A 15,451-nucleotide genomic window follows, 5' to 3' on the forward strand; every position below is an offset into this window, starting at 1 on the left:
CGCTCAGTCCTGTTCCAGTCGGCGCAGGCAGTCGGCCGCGCGTCCGCGCCGTTCGGCGAGGGGCAGCTCCCACCACGCGGTGCCGCGTTCCCCGAGGCCCGTCTTCGCGAGCTGCACCCTGGCCCGTGCGGCCTTGCGCGCGGCCTCGTCGTCGCGGGCCGCGGCCACGGCCCGGCGGGCCGCCATCAGATGGTGCACCAGGCGCTCCCTGACGTCGTCGGCCAGCCGCGGGTCGGTGGCCCGCCAGCGCCGCCCCTTGACGATGATGAAGTGACCGTCGTCCGTGTGCTCAACGTCTTCTGCCGCCACCCGGTCATCATGACCCGTCGGCGCGGTTCGGTGGCCGACCCGCGTTGCCGGGCCTGTCGGACGACGGGCCCGGCGTCTTCGCCCCGCTGTGTCAGACGCGGTCGGCGGCGATCAGCAGGTACTGGAACGAACCGTCCCTGTACGAGTTGATGAACGCCTCCTCGATGCCCGTGACCAGCGAGGACGTGGCTCGCAGCTCCCAGTACGGCAGGGTCGCCGCCGTCAGGTCGATGACGGTCTGCGGGACCAGCCGGTTGTCGGCCATGGCCCGCAGGTACTCCCGGCGGGAGTGGATGTTGCACTCGAAGTGCGCGTTGATCTGCGAGACCCACTTCGAGGGCTGGCCGTAGCGGGGGTTCCAGCAGCCCGTGATGGTCACATAGCGGCCGCCGGTCGTGAGGATGCGGGAGTGCTCGGCGAAGAGGTCGTGCAGGTCGACGTACATGCTCGATTCGTTGTTCCACGAAGCCGTGGCCTGGCCCGTGTCGAACGGCGTGTCGAGCATGTTGCAGACCCGGGCGCGGACGTGGTCCTCGATGCCGAGTTCCCTGGCCCGCCGGTTGGCGAAGTCGGCCTGCTTGGCCGACAGGGTGACACCCTCGGCCCGGCACCCGAAGCGCTGGTGGGCCATGACCATGGAGCCGCCGCGTCCGCAGCCCGCGTCCACGAGGGTGTCGCCGCGCTCGACGGGGCCGAGGTGGTCGAGGAGGACCTCGGTCTGCGCCGACTCCAGGCGGTGCAGTTCGGCGATCAGCCGGTCCTCGTAGCCGCTGTCGTCGACCGGGCCGAGGGCGGCGTGGTCGACGTCGCCGATGCCGTAGTGGTGGTGGTAGAGGCCGTCGACGTCGCCGAGGCGCAGGTTCACGGGCCTGGCCTCCCCGTCCCAGTAGCGGGCGATGTCGCCCTGGTACGGGGACGCCGGCGCGGGGATGGAGACGGAGGTGCCGGTGGTGAGTTCAACGCTGGTCACGTGGAGGTTCATTCCTTACCAGAAGTCGGGCAGGCTGTATCGGTAGGTGTTGGTCTGGTGCCAGTAGTGGTTGCCGTCGACCCACACGGCCACTCCTCGGAGGAACCGCTGCACGCTCGGCACGGGGCAGGCGGCCGCCAGGGCGGCGGCTTCCCTCTCGAAGTCGTGCATGAGGTCGTTGTGGATCTCGACCGCCTTCAGATAGGCGTCCCGTTCGCAGACGCCCTCGCGTTCGGCGATCACCACCGGCAGGTTGAGGTGCTTGCCGGGGCTGTCCAGCTCCTTGGTGTAGGAGTACAGGTCGTTCACGATGGTGGTGGCGTTGCCGGCCAGCGCGATGACCCGTTGCATGGCGGGCTGGGCGTGCAGGTCGGCGGGGAGTTCGTAGCCACCGACGGTGTCGGTGATCGTGGGGCAGGGGCGGAAGTTGTTGAACTGCCGCATCGCCAGGTACTCCCACACCTCCGGCACGTGCTCCTCCTGCGCCCACGCCGCCTCGGCGAGATAGCCCAGGTGCAGCCGGCCCATGTCGTGCCGGTACCGGTCGGCCTGCGAGGCGGAGGCGTGCTGGAGGAAGTACGCCATGGCGGAGCGGTAGGCCCGCCGTGGCGCGTCGGACCCGAGCGACTCCGACCACCGCGGCTCGTACTCCTCGACCGTGTGCAGCGGGTCGAGAGCCGTGTGCGCGAGCAGCAGCCGGCTGCCGAGGCCGATGGGGGAGCCGCCGTGGTCCTCGCAGTAGCAGTCGTCGAGGACGTTCTCGGCGACCATCAACCGGGTAGCGGCCATCAGGTGGTCGACGGTGGGCGCGTCCGGGTGGCAGGCGACCATGTAGCGGCCGACGGAGAAGCCGTCGAACTGCTCCTCCCACTCCGGGGGGTACACCTGCGTCTCGTCCACCGCCCACGACTTGATCCTGCGGCTGACCTCCTCGACCCGCGCCGGGTCGGGCTCCGCCACCGGGTGGTGGTAGAGCCCGGGGACCGGCCGGCCCGCCGCCTCCGGAGCCTCGGGCTCCGGAGGGCCGACGACCGCTTCCGGGGTCCCGGGTCCCGGGGGCGCCGCGAGCTCCTCGTACCGGCCGAGGCGCAGGCTCGCCGTGCCCAGACCACTGGGGCCGCGCAGGACCTGTTGCAGGGTGAGATCCATCGAAACCCCCTAGCCGCGGCTGCGGCCGATCTGCACGTTCTCCAGGACCCCCAGCGCGTTGGGCACGAGGATCGCGGCGGAGTAGTAGGTGCTGACCAGGTACGAGGTGATCGCCTGCTCGTTCAGGCCCATGAAGCGCACCGAAAGGCCCGGCTCGTACTCGTCGGGCAGGCCGGTCTGCCGCAGTCCGACGACCCCCTGGTTGTCCTCGCCGACACGCATGGCCAGGATGGAGCTGGTGTTCTCCTTGGTGATCGGGATCTTGTTGCACGGCAGGATCGGGACGCCGCGCCAGGCCGGGACCTGCTGCCCGCCGAGGTCGACGTTGTCCGGGTAGAGGCCGCAGGCGGTGAAGCCGCGCCCGATCGCCGCGATCGTCCGGGGGTGGGCGAGGAAGAACTTGGTGCCGCGCCGGCGGCAGAGCAGCTCGTCGAGGTCGTCGGGGGTGGGCGGCCCGGAGTGGGGCTGGATGCGCTGCTTGAAGTCGGCGTTGTGCAGCAGGCCGAACTCCCGGTTGTTGATCAGCTCGTGCTCCTGGCGCTCGCGCAGCGCCTCGATGGTGAGCCTGAGCTGTTCCTCGGTCTGGTTCATCGGCCCGTTGTAGAGGTCGGCGACCCTCGTATGGACCCGCAGAACCGTTTGGGCGACGGAGAGTTCGTACTCGCGCGGGCGGACTTCGTAGTCCACGAACGCGCCGGGCAGCTCCGCCTCGCCGGTGTGCCCGGCGGACATCGCGATCTCCGCCTCGCCCTGCCGGTTCTGCCGCCGGTCCGCGAGCGAGCCGAACTCCCGGAGGTGGGCCTCAAGGCCCGGAGCCGAGGACACCACCGCCGCGAAGTCGGCGCGGGACAGGGTCAGCAGGGTGCCCGCGGTCTCCGCCGTGGCGGTCGATTCCCACCGCGCGTCGGCGTCGAGGAGGGCGCTCTCGCCGAAGCTGCCGCCGTCGGCGAGCGTGGCGACGGCGGTCTCGTCGCCGTACTTGCCGACCGAGGTCTGGCGGATCCGGCCGTGGGCGATCAGGTGGATCTGCTCCGCCGGTGTGCCCCGCTCGGCCAGCACCTCACCGGCGCGGAAGTCGCGCTGGACACAGCGGTCGGCGATGGCGGCCAGCACCTCGGCGTCGTCGAAGCCGCGCAGCAGGGCCAGTTCGCCGAGCTCCGCGGGGATCACCCGGACCGCCGCGCCGTCCTGGACGAACTCGATGCGGCCGTCCCCGACGGCGTAGCTCAGGCGGCGGTTCACCCGGTACGTGCCGCCCTTGGTCTCCACCCACGGCAGCATCCGCAGCAGCCACCTGGAGGTGATCTCCTGCATCTGCGGCGCGGACTTGGTCGTGGAGGCGAGGTTGCGGGCAGCCTCGGTGCCGAGGCTCAACTGCCGGGGCGCCTCCTGCTCCGCCTCCGGGCTGGTGTCAACGGTCATCGGGTGGTTTCTCCTTCGCGGCGGTGTGGCGAACGACGACGAACGGCGGCGAACGTCGGAAACGCTAGGCGTCGGCACGCCCAACTCGCGCGAAAGGCCTCTGGGTTACCACGATGCAGCGATCTTGCCCGGTATCAGGTTTATCGGCATAACCGATGGTTCAGCTGTCCGGGCGCCTGCCGTGCCCCATCGTGACGGAGGTGCCCGAGGGCGGTGCGATGCCGCCGTATCCGCGTGACACGGGAGGTTCGGGGGTAGAGCGCCGTGGACCAGTGTCCGCGAGGAAAGGGCGACGACATCATGCAGAGATCCGCCGTCACGGGTTCCGTCCGTGCGCGTGCCGTGCTGGGCGCGGCCCTGGTGTCGACCGTGCTCTGCGCCGTCCCGGCGGGCGCGGCGCCCACCGGCGACGCGGGCGGAGCCGCGGCACGGGGAGCTGCCGTCGCCGCACGCGAACGCGCGTGCCCCATCGTCTACTTCGACCTGGGCGAGACCCTCGTCCACACGGCGGAGGACGGCGGCACCGGCTACCGTGCCGGCGCCGCCGCCTATGTGCGGGCCCTGCGCGAACGCCGCATCAAGGTCGGTCTGATCACCAACGTGCCGTCCTCCTGGGGCGCGACCGACGCCGAGCGTGCCGCCAGGCTGAAGCAGGAGGTCGACGCCACGTGGCAGGGGCCCGTGCCCTTCGCGTGGCAGGACTTCGGCGACCGCGTGCTCACCCCGCGCACCGAGGCCGAGCGGAAACCGGCCCCCGCCCTCTGGCAGCGGGCGAAGGCCGGCTCGGGCCGCTGCCGGGTCGTCTACCAGGCGGAGACCGCCGAGGAGGTCAACGTGGCCGCCTCGCTCGGCTTCGTTCCGTACCGGATCGGCCGGCCGCACCGGCCGGCGTACCTTCCGGTGGGGTGGGTCGACCTTCTCGGCCGGTGACCCCGCGCCGCACCGCCCGGCCGCGCAGCAGCAGTTGGAAGACGGCGAGCAGGACGAGCGTCGCGAGCGCGCTGTGCCACAGCAGGGCGTCAAGTCGCCCGGCCGAGAGGTAGGCGCCCACGGCGATCGCGGCCAGCGCGCACACCGCGCGGTCCACGATGCTCTCGACCGAGAGCAGCGTGGCGCGCGGGGCGTGCGCGGGCACCGCGTCGTTCACCAGCTTGCGCTGCACGGGATACGCGAAGCCGGTCGCGGCGGCGAACAGGCAGAGCAGTACGACGACCGCCCACGGCCCGCCGAACGTCATGGCGGCCAGGGCGCCCGCCAGCGCGAGGCTGAGGACGGAGACCCAGGCCACCGGCGGCAGCCTGCGGCTCAGCCACTGGGGCCGGGCCGCGGCCACCGCCTCGGCCACCGTCATCGCCGCCATCACCCCGCCGTGCGAGGCCTCGGCGATGCCGTGGTCGAGCAGGATCGGCTGGAAGAGGTTGACCTGGCAGATCCGGGAGAGCGTGAAGACGGCCACGCCCTGCACCATCACCAGGGCCAGCCACCGCGAGGAGGCGACGCAGCGCAGCGCCGTGCCCGCGTCCCGCAGGAACGCGCCGCGCCCGCCGTCCGCCTTCGGCTCGCCCCCGTCCGATCCCGCGAGGCGGGGCAGCGCGACGACGCAGGCGAGGGAGCCCGCCGCGCCGGCCGCGCTGAGCACGTACGGGGCGGAGTGGGCCACGGACATCAAGGGCCCGACCAGTGGCCAGCACACGACTTTCGCCGCCAGGCCGAGGGCGCGGGCGGTGCCCTCCGCCCGCAGATAGTGCTCGTCGCAGTTCTCGGCCCGCAGACCGTCGTACAGGTAGGCGCTCGCCGCTCCCGAGGTGAGCGACCTGCCCGCGGCGATGGCCAGGAAGTGGACGAGGAACCCGGTGTAGGAGGCGCTGACCACCGGAGCGAGGTTCGCCGCCGTCATGACCACCGCCCCGGCCCGCAGGCAGTTGCGGGCGCCGATCCGATCGGCGATCAGCCCGGTCGGGATCTCGAACAGGCAGAAGGCGACGTAGTAGATGCTCTGGATGCCGAAGATCTGCCCGTCCGAGAGCCCGGCGGCCTTCTGGTAGGCGTAGAACACCGGCATCCACCACAGCAGGTTGAACAGCAGCTGGAAGCCGTAGTTGAGCCGGATGATCCGGCGGGCGGTGTCGGTCGGTCCGGCGCCCGCGCCGGGCCTGCCGGAGCGCGCTGCCCTCACAGCGCGTACGGGCGGATCTGGACCAGCCGGAAGTCGCCCTTGCCGGTCATCAGCCACTCGATGTCCAGCGGCTTGTCCACGTCGTCCGCGCTGAAGTGGGACTGAAGGAGCCGCCCGGTCAGGGACAGGTCGGCGAGCCGGGCGCGGACGGCGGCCGAGAGCCCGGCGCCCCAGGAGCCGAGGGCGACGGTGCGTCCGCCGCCCTCCACGGTGTTGTACAGGTACTGCTGCGGCAGGACCGAGCCGTCGACCACCTGCTCCGGGGAGCCGGGGGAGCAGTTGAGGTAGACGTTGCGGAAGTCCTCGCGGCGGGTCGGGTCACAGGTCACGAGGACACCGCCGAGGGTGGCGGGCACGTACTCCTGGATGATGACGCCCATGTAGGTGTCGTCCAGGGAGATGCCGACCTGGTGGCGCAGGCGCACGCTGCGGGGCGAGAGCAGGGACGCCCACACCTGGCGCACGGCGTCCAGGAGTTCCCCGGCGCCGTGCACGGTGGTGACGGAGTCGTAGACGCCCGCCGCCGAGAAGCCGGGAAGGTCCTCGGCGTTGGACGAGGAGCGCACCACCAGGCGTCCGCGCGGGTCCGCGGGGGCGGGGAAGGCCTGGCTGATCTGCCGGGTGACCGACTCCGGCACGGGCGTGTGCCGGATCAGGTGCTGCAGTTGCAGGCACAGGGAGTCCAGGACGTCCGTCGCGTCGAGTTCGAGTGCCATCTTGAGCTTGCCGATGCCCTGCTGGAGAACGGGGGAGGAGGCGAGGAAGCGCTGCTGGAGCGCGAAGGGCAGGGCGACGCCCTCGGGCGCGCCGACCGCGTCCGCCACGAACTCGGCCGCGCGGGCGCGGAGTTCGGCCTCGGAGGGACCGCTGAGGCCGAGGCGGGCGGCGAGGTGTCCGTAGAGGTCCTCGCGCGGCGGCCGCGGCCGGCCGTAGAAGGCGGTGAGGTCGGCCGTGCGGCTGTCCAGCACGTGGTGCAGCTCGCCGAGGTTGGCGGCCTTGGTGCCGTAGCGGTCGCGGTCGGCGGCCCGCAGCCGGTGCAGGGCCAGTACCGGGACGTCTTCGAGCAGTGGTGGTTCGAGGCGGATGCGCTGCTGGTGCCAGGCCGGGGCGCGCAGGGCGGGTTCGTGGTCGAGGCGTTCGAGGGATATCTCGTCGTCGGCGACCCGGTAGCGCACCCACGCGCCGTCGAGGCCGTCCCGCTCGACGAGCTGTTCCAGGTCGCGCACGATGGCGTTGGGTATGCCCCAGCCGGAGGCGAGGACGTTGGTGTGGGAGAGCGGCGTGATCGGCGCGGTGTTGAGGAACCCGGCCACGCGCGGCACGTCGTCCGGCAGGCACGGCATCGCCACGATGTCCGCCCAGCCGAGCCCGGCCTCCGCCGCCGCGTACTCCTCCTGCGTACGGAAGAACCGCAGCCGCCCCGTGGCCTCGCCCGGGTTCAGCGGTGTCCTGGCCCTGGAGCCGAAGAGCTCGTGGCTCAGGACGCGGGGCACGAGCAGTTCGCTGATCGCCGCGAGCGCCTCCTCCTGCCCGTGGTTGGCGGGTTTGAGCAGCAGCGGGAGCCGGCCGTCGACGCGTGCGCGCACGAACGCGTAGAAGAACTGGAGCAGTTCCCCGTGCATCGTGTCGGCCTCGGTCGTCTCCAGGACGAGGAAGGTGCGCTCGCGGCCGTCGGTGTCCTCGCCGGTGTGCAGGGAGAGCACACCGAGCAGGAAGCGACGCCCGGGGTCCATGTAGACGGAGGCGTTGAACGCGTCGAGCTCCGCGTCGAGCGTGGCGAGGTCCATGCCGAGGACGCGGGTGGCGATGTAGTTCACGTGGAAGGGGTGCGCCGCGGTGTCGAGCAGGTGCCAGGTGTCCTCGGCACGGTCGACGACGACCTTCAGGTACGGGTGGCCCGCCAGGACCCCGGAGAGGGTGCGGAAGAGCGGCAGGGAGAGGTTCTCGCCGATGACCGTGCGGTCCGTGGCCGGTCCCGCGGCGTCGGTGAGCAGGTGGGCGGTCATGCCGGCACCTCCTCGCGGGCGCCGGGCAGCACCCGGGGGATGGCGTCCACCAGCGTCTCGAAGTCGCGGAGCACCGTCCGCGCGTCGGCGGCGGAGAGCAGGCACAGGGCCGCCATGGTGTTGGCGCCCGCGGCCGGGTCGTAGACCGGGACGACCTGGCCGTCGGCGAGCGAGCTCTCCGCGACCACCGACAGGGCACTGCCCCGGCTGAGCGGGACGCCCGCCGCGACGGCGGGGAAGTCCCACACCTTGCGCTCCGGCCACGCCTCGCCGTCGCCGTCGACCGCGAGGACGACGAGGGAACCCGCCGCGCCGCGCGCCCGGGCGGGGGTGAGGGCCCGTTCGGGCCACTCGACCGGGCGGCCGAGCAGATGGTCGACGAGCATGCCGACCAGGTCGAGCCCGAACACCTCCTCGATCTGCGGCACGGTCATCGCGCCGCCGAACCGCGCGGCCGTCTCGATCAGCCACATCCGGCCGTCCGCGCCGAGCTTGATCTCGGTGTGGGTGCCGCAGTCGCGCAGGCCGAGCGCGTCGACGGCACGCCGGGCCAGGTCCACGATCCGGTCCTGGGCGTCCTGCGCCAGCAGGGCGGGGGTGATGCCCGCGCGTTCGGTGAACGGCTCGACCGTCGGCATCCGGCCGCTCAGGCACACCGGGTGGAAGGTTCCGTCGGCCACGACGCCCTCGACGCTGACGTAGTCGCCCCAGCCGGGCTCGTCGAACCAGTCCGCCGCGGTGCCGGTCACGATCCGCTCGACCACGAAGTCCGCGTCGGCCTCGGCCACATGCAGCTCCGCGTAGCCCAACTGGGCCGATTCGGCCATCACGTCACGGGAGCGGGCCCAGGCGGCGGACGCCTCGTGCGGGGAGCGGATGATCTGGTGCGCCGTCGAGCCCGCGCTCCAGGCCGCCTTGAGGAGCAGCGGTCCCGGCAGGTCGCGGGCCGCCGCGCGCAGGTCCGCCTCCGTGGCGACGGGGCGGAACTCGGGCTGGGGCAGCCCGTGCCGCTGCCAGGTGCGCCGCATCAGCCGCTTGTCACGGGCGAGCGCGGCGGCGCCGCCGGCTCCCGCGAGGCCGAGGGCCTCGCACGCCTCGGCGACGGCGACGACCGCGTACTCGGAGAAGGTGAGCACCGCGTCCACGCCGACGGCCCTGGCCCGCGACACGATCAAGGACACCAGGTCGGAGCGGTGCGTGCGGCCGGGCGTGATGACCGAGGCGCACAGTCTGCCGGCGGAGTCCGCCACGGCGGGAGGAAGAGCGCTGAGGGCCAGCAGGTGCACTTGCGCCCTCGCGGCCGTCCGGGACAGGACGTGACCGAGCGGCGGACCACCCTTGGCATGCACTAACAGCACCTTGCTCACTGAAGTTCGTCTCCATTCGTCCGGATTCCACGGATCGCCGTATGCGGGGGGATGGCGTGGTGAGTCCGGGGAGCCCCCGGGTCCACGTGGCGGGGCGTGTTCACCCGCTCACTCAAGGGGAACAGGTGGCAGGCGCCCGTGAGACCGCCGAGGCCGTGCACGACTCAGGCATTTGCCTGAGAGCCCGCGACCCCCGGCGCTTCGGCCGGGCGGCGGGATCGTGTGGGCGACAGGGCCGGACATCCGACGCAAGGTGACTGACTGTCAGTCAGTCATATACGGACGGAGACCACTGTGGACGATTCCAGGCTCAGGGCACCGCGCGAACACCTCCCCGTGTACTGGTCGGACGTGGACGACACGGGGCCGGTGCCGGAGCGGGGCCGCGCCTTCGACGCGGGCCGGCCCCACCACGAGAGCCGCGCCCCCAGCCATGCGCACGGCCCGGCGGTGGAGGCCGACGCCCCCGCCGGGACACCGCGGCGATACGCCGCCTTCGCCGACCTCGTGGACCTCGCGCCGGCCGCCGCCTTCATACGGGACAGCGACGGCCGCTACCTGTGGGCCAACCACGCCTACGCGCACCTCTACGGCACCGTGCCGGAGGAGGTGGTGGGCAAGTGCATCGAGGACTTCGACGCACCGGCCGACGCCGACCAGTTCCGCACCCTCGACCAGGAGATACTCGACCGCGGCACGCCCGTACGCCACACCATCGGCTACCGGCGCCCCGACGGCAGCGCGGGCCGGGCCGTGGGCCACCGCTTCCCCGTACGGGAGGGCGCGCGGACCTGCGTGGCCGGAATCTACGTGGACGTCACCGACCACCTGCGCGCCACGGTCCAGTGGCAGGAGGCCGAGGAGAACCTCCAGGCGCTGCGCGACCACAGCGGGCTGCCCTGCGCACTGCTCTCGGCGAACGGCCGCGTGGTCGAGGCGAGCGCGGCGGCGGCCGAACTGTTCGGGATCAGCCTCCATGAACTGGTCGGCCGCCGGGCGCACACCTTGCTGGCCCCGGAGCCCGGCCTCGACCGGCTGCACCACCGGTGGAACACCCTGATAGCGCGTCGCACCAGACGGGTGGAGACCTCGGCGGTCCTCGTGGACGCCCACGGCCTGCACCGGCGCGCACAGCTCCACCTGACGACGATCGGCCACACGACCGCGCGGGCCCGGCACGTCTGGGCCGTCGTCACCCACCAGAGCCTCGCCCACGAGGCCCGTCCCTCGCTCACCGCCGCGCAGGTCCGCATCCTCTCCCTCCTGGCGGAGGGCAGCAGCAACAGCGGCATAGCGACCTCACTGAACCTGTCCCGCCAGACGGTCGACTACCACCTCAGCCGCCTGCGCCATCTGCTGGGCGCGGCGACCCGCCCGGCCCTCGTGGCGCGCGCCTACGTCCTCGGCATCCTGGCCCCCCGCGCCTGGCCCCCGCGCTCGGCCACGGCGGCACATCCGCTCAGCACCGTCTAGGACCACGGGGCCGCCGGCCCCCTGGCACGGGAGGGCCCCCGGCAGTCACGTCCGCCGGGGGCCGGAAGGCGCTGCTCGCTCAGACGCGGTCCAGGACCACCACCGGGATCGACCGCTCGGTCTTGGTCTGGTACTCCTCGTACGCCGGCCACGTGGCGACCATCGTCCGCCACATGTCCGGCTTCTCGTCCGGGGTCGCGGTGCGGGCCCGGGCGGTGTAGCGGTCGCCCTTGATCTGCACCTGCACCTCGGGGTTCGCCTCCAGGTTGCGGTACCACAGGGGCGGCGCGTCGGCGCCCCCGTTGGAGGCGACCACCAGGACCGCGTCACCGTACGGCCGGTAGATCAGGGGAGTGCTGCGCGGTTCCCCGCTCTTGCGGCCGGTGGTGGTGAGGATCAGCACCGTGGTGTTCTGCCAGTCGTGGCCCTCCGCGCCGTCGGTCTCCTGGTAGCGCCTGACATGCTCTTTGCCGAACAGCATCTGGTGTCTCCTCTGCGTCCTCACGCGGTCGTGCGGGTTCGTTGCACGTTGCACCACTCAGTCTCGCGGGAGACGGGCCGGTCTGCCATCACAGGGCGGCTGAACCGGCGCGCCAGGACCAACGCGGTGGGCACGGACGTGGTGAGGACGGCGGAGGAGGCGTCAGACCGACGGCGTGCTCAGCGGATGTTGACGTCGATGCACGCGTAGAAGGCGTTGGACGTGTCGCCGATGTTCCACACCGCGAGGACCTTGTGCCTGCCGGTGAAGTTGCCGAGGTTGACCTGGTGGGAGACGGTCGACGGCGGCTGCTGGTTGTGGCCGTCGATGGTGGCGACCTTCGTGCCGTCGACGAAGTACTCGTAGTTCGCGGTGCGGTGCCGGGCGGTGAACGTCCAGGTGAAGGTCTGCGTCCTGCTGACGTCGCTGACCTTCCAGCCCTTGCTGTCGTTGTCCAGTTCGGCGAACCGGGCGTTGCCGCCGCTGCAGCTGCGCAGGCCCTTGGGACCCTCCACGCTCTGCGGCTCGTACTTGATGTCGCCGCAGGCCACCGTGCGCGCGGCGCACTGCGCCTGGCGGCTCGCGGGACCGTTGACGTATCCGTGGGCACTGGCCGAACCGGTCGGCAGGGTCAGGGCGAGGACGGGTGCCATGCCGGCGCCGATCACCGCGGCCATCTTCCGCTTCTTGTCCATGCGTACTCCTTCACGGGGCGTGCTTCCTGGGGGTGTGCGACGTGAAGTGCTCGTGGGGCGGCGGAGCGGTACGGGGGCCGAGCAGTGGGGTGGGATGTGCCCGGCTGCCGATTAGTCCAGACCATAGACTTCGGCCGGGCGCCGTCAAGATGGGATTCCGGCCATGCGGCGCGAGCCGTGTCCGGTACCGGTTCGCGTCCCGGTTCAGACGGCCCCGGAGAGCGTCAGGGCGAGCAGCAGGAGCCCGATGGACACCGGCGTCAGCACGAGGACGGACAGCAGCGGCAGCCATCCGACGAGACCTTCGCGGATCTTGCGTCCGGGGCAAAGACGGCCGTGCGGGCGGGCCACTTCCGCCCGCAGCCCGAGACGTTCGGCGGCCCGGTCCGACACCACCACTCCGGCGCCGGGCGGCCGCCTCGTCAGCGCCCGCCGGACCAGGTTGTCGACGGTGCCGTCGCCGCCGCGCAGCTTGTGCACGACGAGCCGCACGCCGTGCGCGTCCGTCAGGATCAGCCGGTCGTCGGTCCGCGTCTGGCCGGGCACCTCAAGGCGGCCGACCTTGGTCAGCCGGGTGAGGTCGAGGGTGCGCCGCCCGGTGAGGGTGCGGGCACAGAGCAGGTCCCCGTTGGCCGGGCGGGCGTGCCAGCACATGTGGCCGTAGACCGCCACCAGGGCGCTGACGAGCAGTGAGCACAGATTGAGGAGCAGGAAACCGTCATTGATCATTCCGGCCCGGACCAGCGCCGACGGGACGGCGAACACGAGGAGCGGCGTCAGCAGGGCGGCGATGTCGACACACCGCGTGGCGGCGCGCCCCCGCCCGGCCGCCGCGGTGACGCCCCCGGTGGCGTCCGTGGTGCTCGTACGCGAGTCGATGGTCACGGCGGCGAGGCTATCCTGCCGCCCGCCGCGGCTAGCAGCCGCGTCACCCGTAGAACCCGCCGGAGTCGTGGGGCCGCTCCGACCGGCGGAGTGATGCCCGGGGGACTCCGGCAGCGCTAGGGACGGTTCGAGATCATGGCGGCACGATCGGTCGACGCGGGCAGCGGGAGCGGTGCGCTCGACGGCGGCGCCGACGGTGCTCAGGCCCGCAGTCAGACCGCCGCGTCCCGCGGCAGCCGCCCCCGCGCTGACAGGGGGCCGCTGGCCGGCAGGAGTTCGGCGCCCGCGGACGGCGCCACGTCCTCGGGGCCGAAGTTGACCAGGCAGATCCACGTGGCGCCGTCCCGCTCGGAGGCGCGCGCGAAGGACAGGACGTACGGCTCGTCGGCGCGGAGCCGGCGCAGCGGTCCCGCGTCGCCGAAGGAGCGCCGCAGCCGCAGCGCCGTGCGGTACAGGGTGAGCATCGAGCCCGGTCGCGCGCCTGACCCTCGGCGGCGTAAGCCCAGTCCGGCTGCACCGGCAGCCGGCTGCGCTCCGGGACGCCGTCCCACGGCAGCGGCGCCGGGCAGCCGTCCCTGCCCGGGTCGACCCCGCCGGAGCGGGCGTGCGTCGGGCAGCCGTCCCTGCCCGGGTCGACCCCGCCGGAGCGGGCGTGCGTCGGGTCCTGGATGCGCTCCCGGGGGATCTCCGCCTCCGGCAAGCCCCAACTCCTCGCCCTGGTACGGGTAGAGCGAGCCGGGCAGCGCCAGGGTGAGCAGGGCGGCGGCACGGGCCCTGCGGGTGCCGAGCGCCAGGTCGGCGGGGACGCCGAAGCGCTTGCGCTCGAAGGCGAAGCCGGTGTCGTCGGCCCGCCGTAGCGGGTGGCCGTACGGGTCACGTCGTGGTTGGCGAGGACCCAGGTGGCGGGCGCGCCGACGGGGGCGTGGGTCGACAGGGTGAGGTCGATCGACTCCCGCAGCCGCGCCGGGTCCCAGGGCCGGGAGAGGAAGTCGAAGTTGAAGGCGGTGTGCAGCTCGTCGGGGCGCAGGTAGCGGGCGAACCGCTCCGCGTCCGGCAGCCAGATCTCGCCGATGAGCGCGGCCCCGTACTCGTCGGCGATCCGCCGCCAGGAGCGGTAGATGCCGTGCAGCTCGGGCCGGTCGTGGAAGGGGTGCGGTCGTGCGGGGTCCATGGAGGGCAGCCCGTCGGCCTTCGCGAGCAGCGCCGCCGAGTCGACGCGCACATCGGCCCGCCCCCGCGCTCGAACCAGAAGCGCAGCACGTCCTCGTGCTCCTTCCGGACCTTCGGAGCAGCGGCTGCCGCGCCGGGTCGGGCAGGACGAGCAGCGGCCAGAGGAAGTCCTTCCAGGCCGTGACGACGGACAGGACGGAGACCACCGCGAGGATCGGCCGGGCGAGCGGCAGCACCACGCGCCACATCGTCGTCAGCGGTCCCACGCCGTCGACCTTCGCCGCGTCGAGGAGTTCGGAGCTGCCGCTGACCGCGACGGTGCGACGCACCGGGCGGCGGCACCGAGGCGACCCTGAGCATCTACGTCGGCGGCACCTTCCGCAAGGCGATCTACCTCACCTCCGAGTACGCCTGGCTGTACGGGGACGAAGCCGCACCCGGCAACTCACCCGGCGCGGGCCCCGCCCGGCACATCCACGACGAGGCACACGCGATGCTCGGCGGGACGGTCAAGGCGGGCAGTAGGACCAAGTTGCAGAAGGACAGCGCCAACACCTCCCGCTACGCCATCGACTCCGTCGAACTGGAGCAGGTGGCGCCGAAGACCGACCCCGACCCGGGTGCATACGTCGTGCCCGCCCGGTTCGACCACCAGGACGTGCAGAACGCCCTGGACAAAGTCCGCATGCACACCAGCGGCAAGCTGAGGGGCGTCCACCTCCCGGCGGGTGACTACGGGACGAGCAACAAGCTCTTCGAACCAGAACTGGTCGTCCGCGGCTCGACGGCACAACTGCCGCCCACCGCCTGACCCCCGCTGAGGGCTTCCCGCCGGGCCCCTTCCGGGGACGGGCCGCCCGGTACGGGCATCGACGAGCGGACGCCCGCCGAGGGGGCGCCGCAGTTCCACGGCCACCTGCCGCATGCGTGCCCGCTCGGTGCGGTCGCCGCCGTTCCGGCGCCCCGTGACGGTGGCCGTCAGCACGACACGGCCGCGCGTCCCGACGGCGCTCACCTCGACACCGTCGCCGCACGCCCCGTGCAGGGCCGCCACCGTCACCGAGCGCCCTTCCTCGACGATCCGGACCACTCGGTCGAGCGGGTGACCGGCTGTGGCGGGAGGGTGCCGGGCGTGGTCCCCCGGACGCCCGGTGTCACTGCCCTCCGCTCCCTCACCGCCGCACCCGCAGACAGCCGCCAGGCCGACGGCCACCAGCGCGGCCGCCGCTCGCGAGCCGGCGAGGCGTGAGAATGACCGACCGTCCATGAGCCCCCCGGCCGCGCGGAGGCGGCGAGCCGAAGCGAGGCGGTTCCGTCCTGTGACGCGGACGGCTCAGGGGCGGTTCAG

General features: G+C 72.6%; 11 protein-coding genes and 4 pseudogenes. 3 read left to right on the forward strand and 12 right to left on the reverse strand.

What is annotated here, in order from left to right:
• Positions 1–3 precede the first annotated feature (3 nt).
• The 4 genes and pseudogenes from DCW30_RS17310 to DCW30_RS17325 form a co-directional block, all read right to left on the reverse strand.
• Positions 4–309 carry a hypothetical protein gene (locus DCW30_RS17310; protein ID WP_076687689.1) on the reverse strand — a complete coding sequence of 102 codons (306 nt, stop codon included), beginning with the start codon at positions 307–309 and terminating at the stop codon, positions 4–6.
• 91 nt (positions 310–400) lie between these two features.
• Complete coding sequence (locus tag DCW30_RS17315; RefSeq protein WP_076687690.1) at positions 401–1,291, reverse strand: geranyl diphosphate 2-C-methyltransferase; 891 nt, start codon at positions 1,289–1,291, stop codon at positions 401–403.
• Between the two features lie 3 nt (positions 1,292–1,294).
• Positions 1,295–2,416: pseudogene (locus DCW30_RS17320) on the reverse strand (family 2 encapsulin nanocompartment cargo protein terpene cyclase); the annotation flags it as partial.
• Between the two features lie 21 nt (positions 2,417–2,437).
• Complete coding sequence (locus DCW30_RS17325) at positions 2,438–3,850, reverse strand: family 2B encapsulin nanocompartment shell protein (protein WP_076687691.1); 1,413 nt, start codon at positions 3,848–3,850, stop codon at positions 2,438–2,440.
• A gap of 300 nt (positions 3,851–4,150) precedes the next feature.
• Between DCW30_RS17325 and DCW30_RS17330 the strand changes: the two genes are divergently transcribed.
• On the forward strand, positions 4,151–4,780 hold the full coding sequence (locus tag DCW30_RS17330) for an HAD family hydrolase (RefSeq protein WP_076687692.1): 630 nt from the start codon (positions 4,151–4,153) through the stop codon (positions 4,778–4,780).
• On the opposite strand, the gene DCW30_RS17335 is transcribed toward DCW30_RS17330, so the two are convergent.
• The 3 genes from DCW30_RS17335 to DCW30_RS17345 are packed head-to-tail and all read right to left on the reverse strand — an operon-like array spanning position 4,680 to position 9,282.
• Positions 4,680–6,026 carry an MFS transporter gene (locus DCW30_RS17335; RefSeq protein ID WP_076687693.1) on the reverse strand — a complete coding sequence of 449 codons (1,347 nt, stop codon included), beginning with the start codon at positions 6,024–6,026 and terminating at the stop codon, positions 4,680–4,682. The two genes, DCW30_RS17330 and DCW30_RS17335, sit on opposite strands and share 101 nt — an antisense overlap.
• The gene (locus DCW30_RS17340) at positions 6,023–8,032 is read right to left on the reverse strand and encodes a PEP/pyruvate-binding domain-containing protein (protein WP_076687694.1); all 2,010 of its coding nucleotides are present in this window, start codon (positions 8,030–8,032) and stop codon (positions 6,023–6,025) included. The genes DCW30_RS17335 and DCW30_RS17340 overlap by 4 nt, the downstream gene beginning before the upstream one ends.
• A complete protein-coding gene (locus DCW30_RS17345; RefSeq protein ID WP_418347325.1) occupies positions 8,029–9,282 on the reverse strand; it encodes an ATP-grasp domain-containing protein in 1,254 nt (417 codons plus the stop codon). Before DCW30_RS17345 ends, DCW30_RS17340 begins: the two co-directional genes overlap by 4 nt.
• Positions 9,283–9,693: 411 nt before the next feature.
• Between DCW30_RS17345 and DCW30_RS17350 the strand changes: the two genes are divergently transcribed.
• Entirely contained in the window at positions 9,694–10,872 is a 1,179-nt protein-coding gene (locus DCW30_RS17350; RefSeq protein ID WP_076687696.1) for a PAS domain S-box protein, read from the forward strand.
• 79 nt (positions 10,873–10,951) lie between these two features.
• On the opposite strand, the gene DCW30_RS17355 is transcribed toward DCW30_RS17350, so the two are convergent.
• From DCW30_RS17355 to DCW30_RS38355, 5 genes and pseudogenes are all read right to left on the reverse strand, one after another.
• A complete protein-coding gene (locus tag DCW30_RS17355) occupies positions 10,952–11,353 on the reverse strand; it encodes a nitroreductase family deazaflavin-dependent oxidoreductase (protein ID WP_076687697.1) in 402 nt (133 codons plus the stop codon).
• Between the two features lie 179 nt (positions 11,354–11,532).
• Positions 11,533–12,048, reverse strand: coding sequence for a lytic polysaccharide monooxygenase auxiliary activity family 9 protein (locus DCW30_RS17360; RefSeq protein ID WP_062768686.1), 516 nt, complete (start codon positions 12,046–12,048; stop codon positions 11,533–11,535).
• A 204-nt stretch (positions 12,049–12,252) separates the two neighbouring features.
• A complete protein-coding gene (locus tag DCW30_RS17365) occupies positions 12,253–12,933 on the reverse strand; it encodes a hypothetical protein (protein WP_076687698.1) in 681 nt (226 codons plus the stop codon).
• 212 nt (positions 12,934–13,145) lie between these two features.
• Positions 13,146–14,250, reverse strand: a pseudogene (locus DCW30_RS17370) (alpha-amylase family glycosyl hydrolase); the annotation flags it as partial.
• Between the two features lie 47 nt (positions 14,251–14,297).
• A pseudogene (locus DCW30_RS38355) lies at positions 14,298–14,432 on the reverse strand (ABC transporter permease subunit); the annotation flags it as partial.
• Between DCW30_RS38355 and DCW30_RS17380 the strand changes: the two are divergent.
• Positions 14,426–14,854 (forward strand): annotated as a pseudogene (locus tag DCW30_RS17380) (carbohydrate-binding protein); the annotation flags it as partial. The pseudogenes DCW30_RS38355 and DCW30_RS17380 overlap by 7 nt on opposite strands.
• Positions 14,855–15,451: the final 597 nt, after the last annotated feature.

The sequence above is a fragment of the Streptomyces alfalfae genome, assembly GCF_004127445.1.
In the GTDB taxonomy this organism is placed as follows: Bacteria; Actinomycetota; Actinomycetes; order Streptomycetales; family Streptomycetaceae; genus Streptomyces; species Streptomyces alfalfae.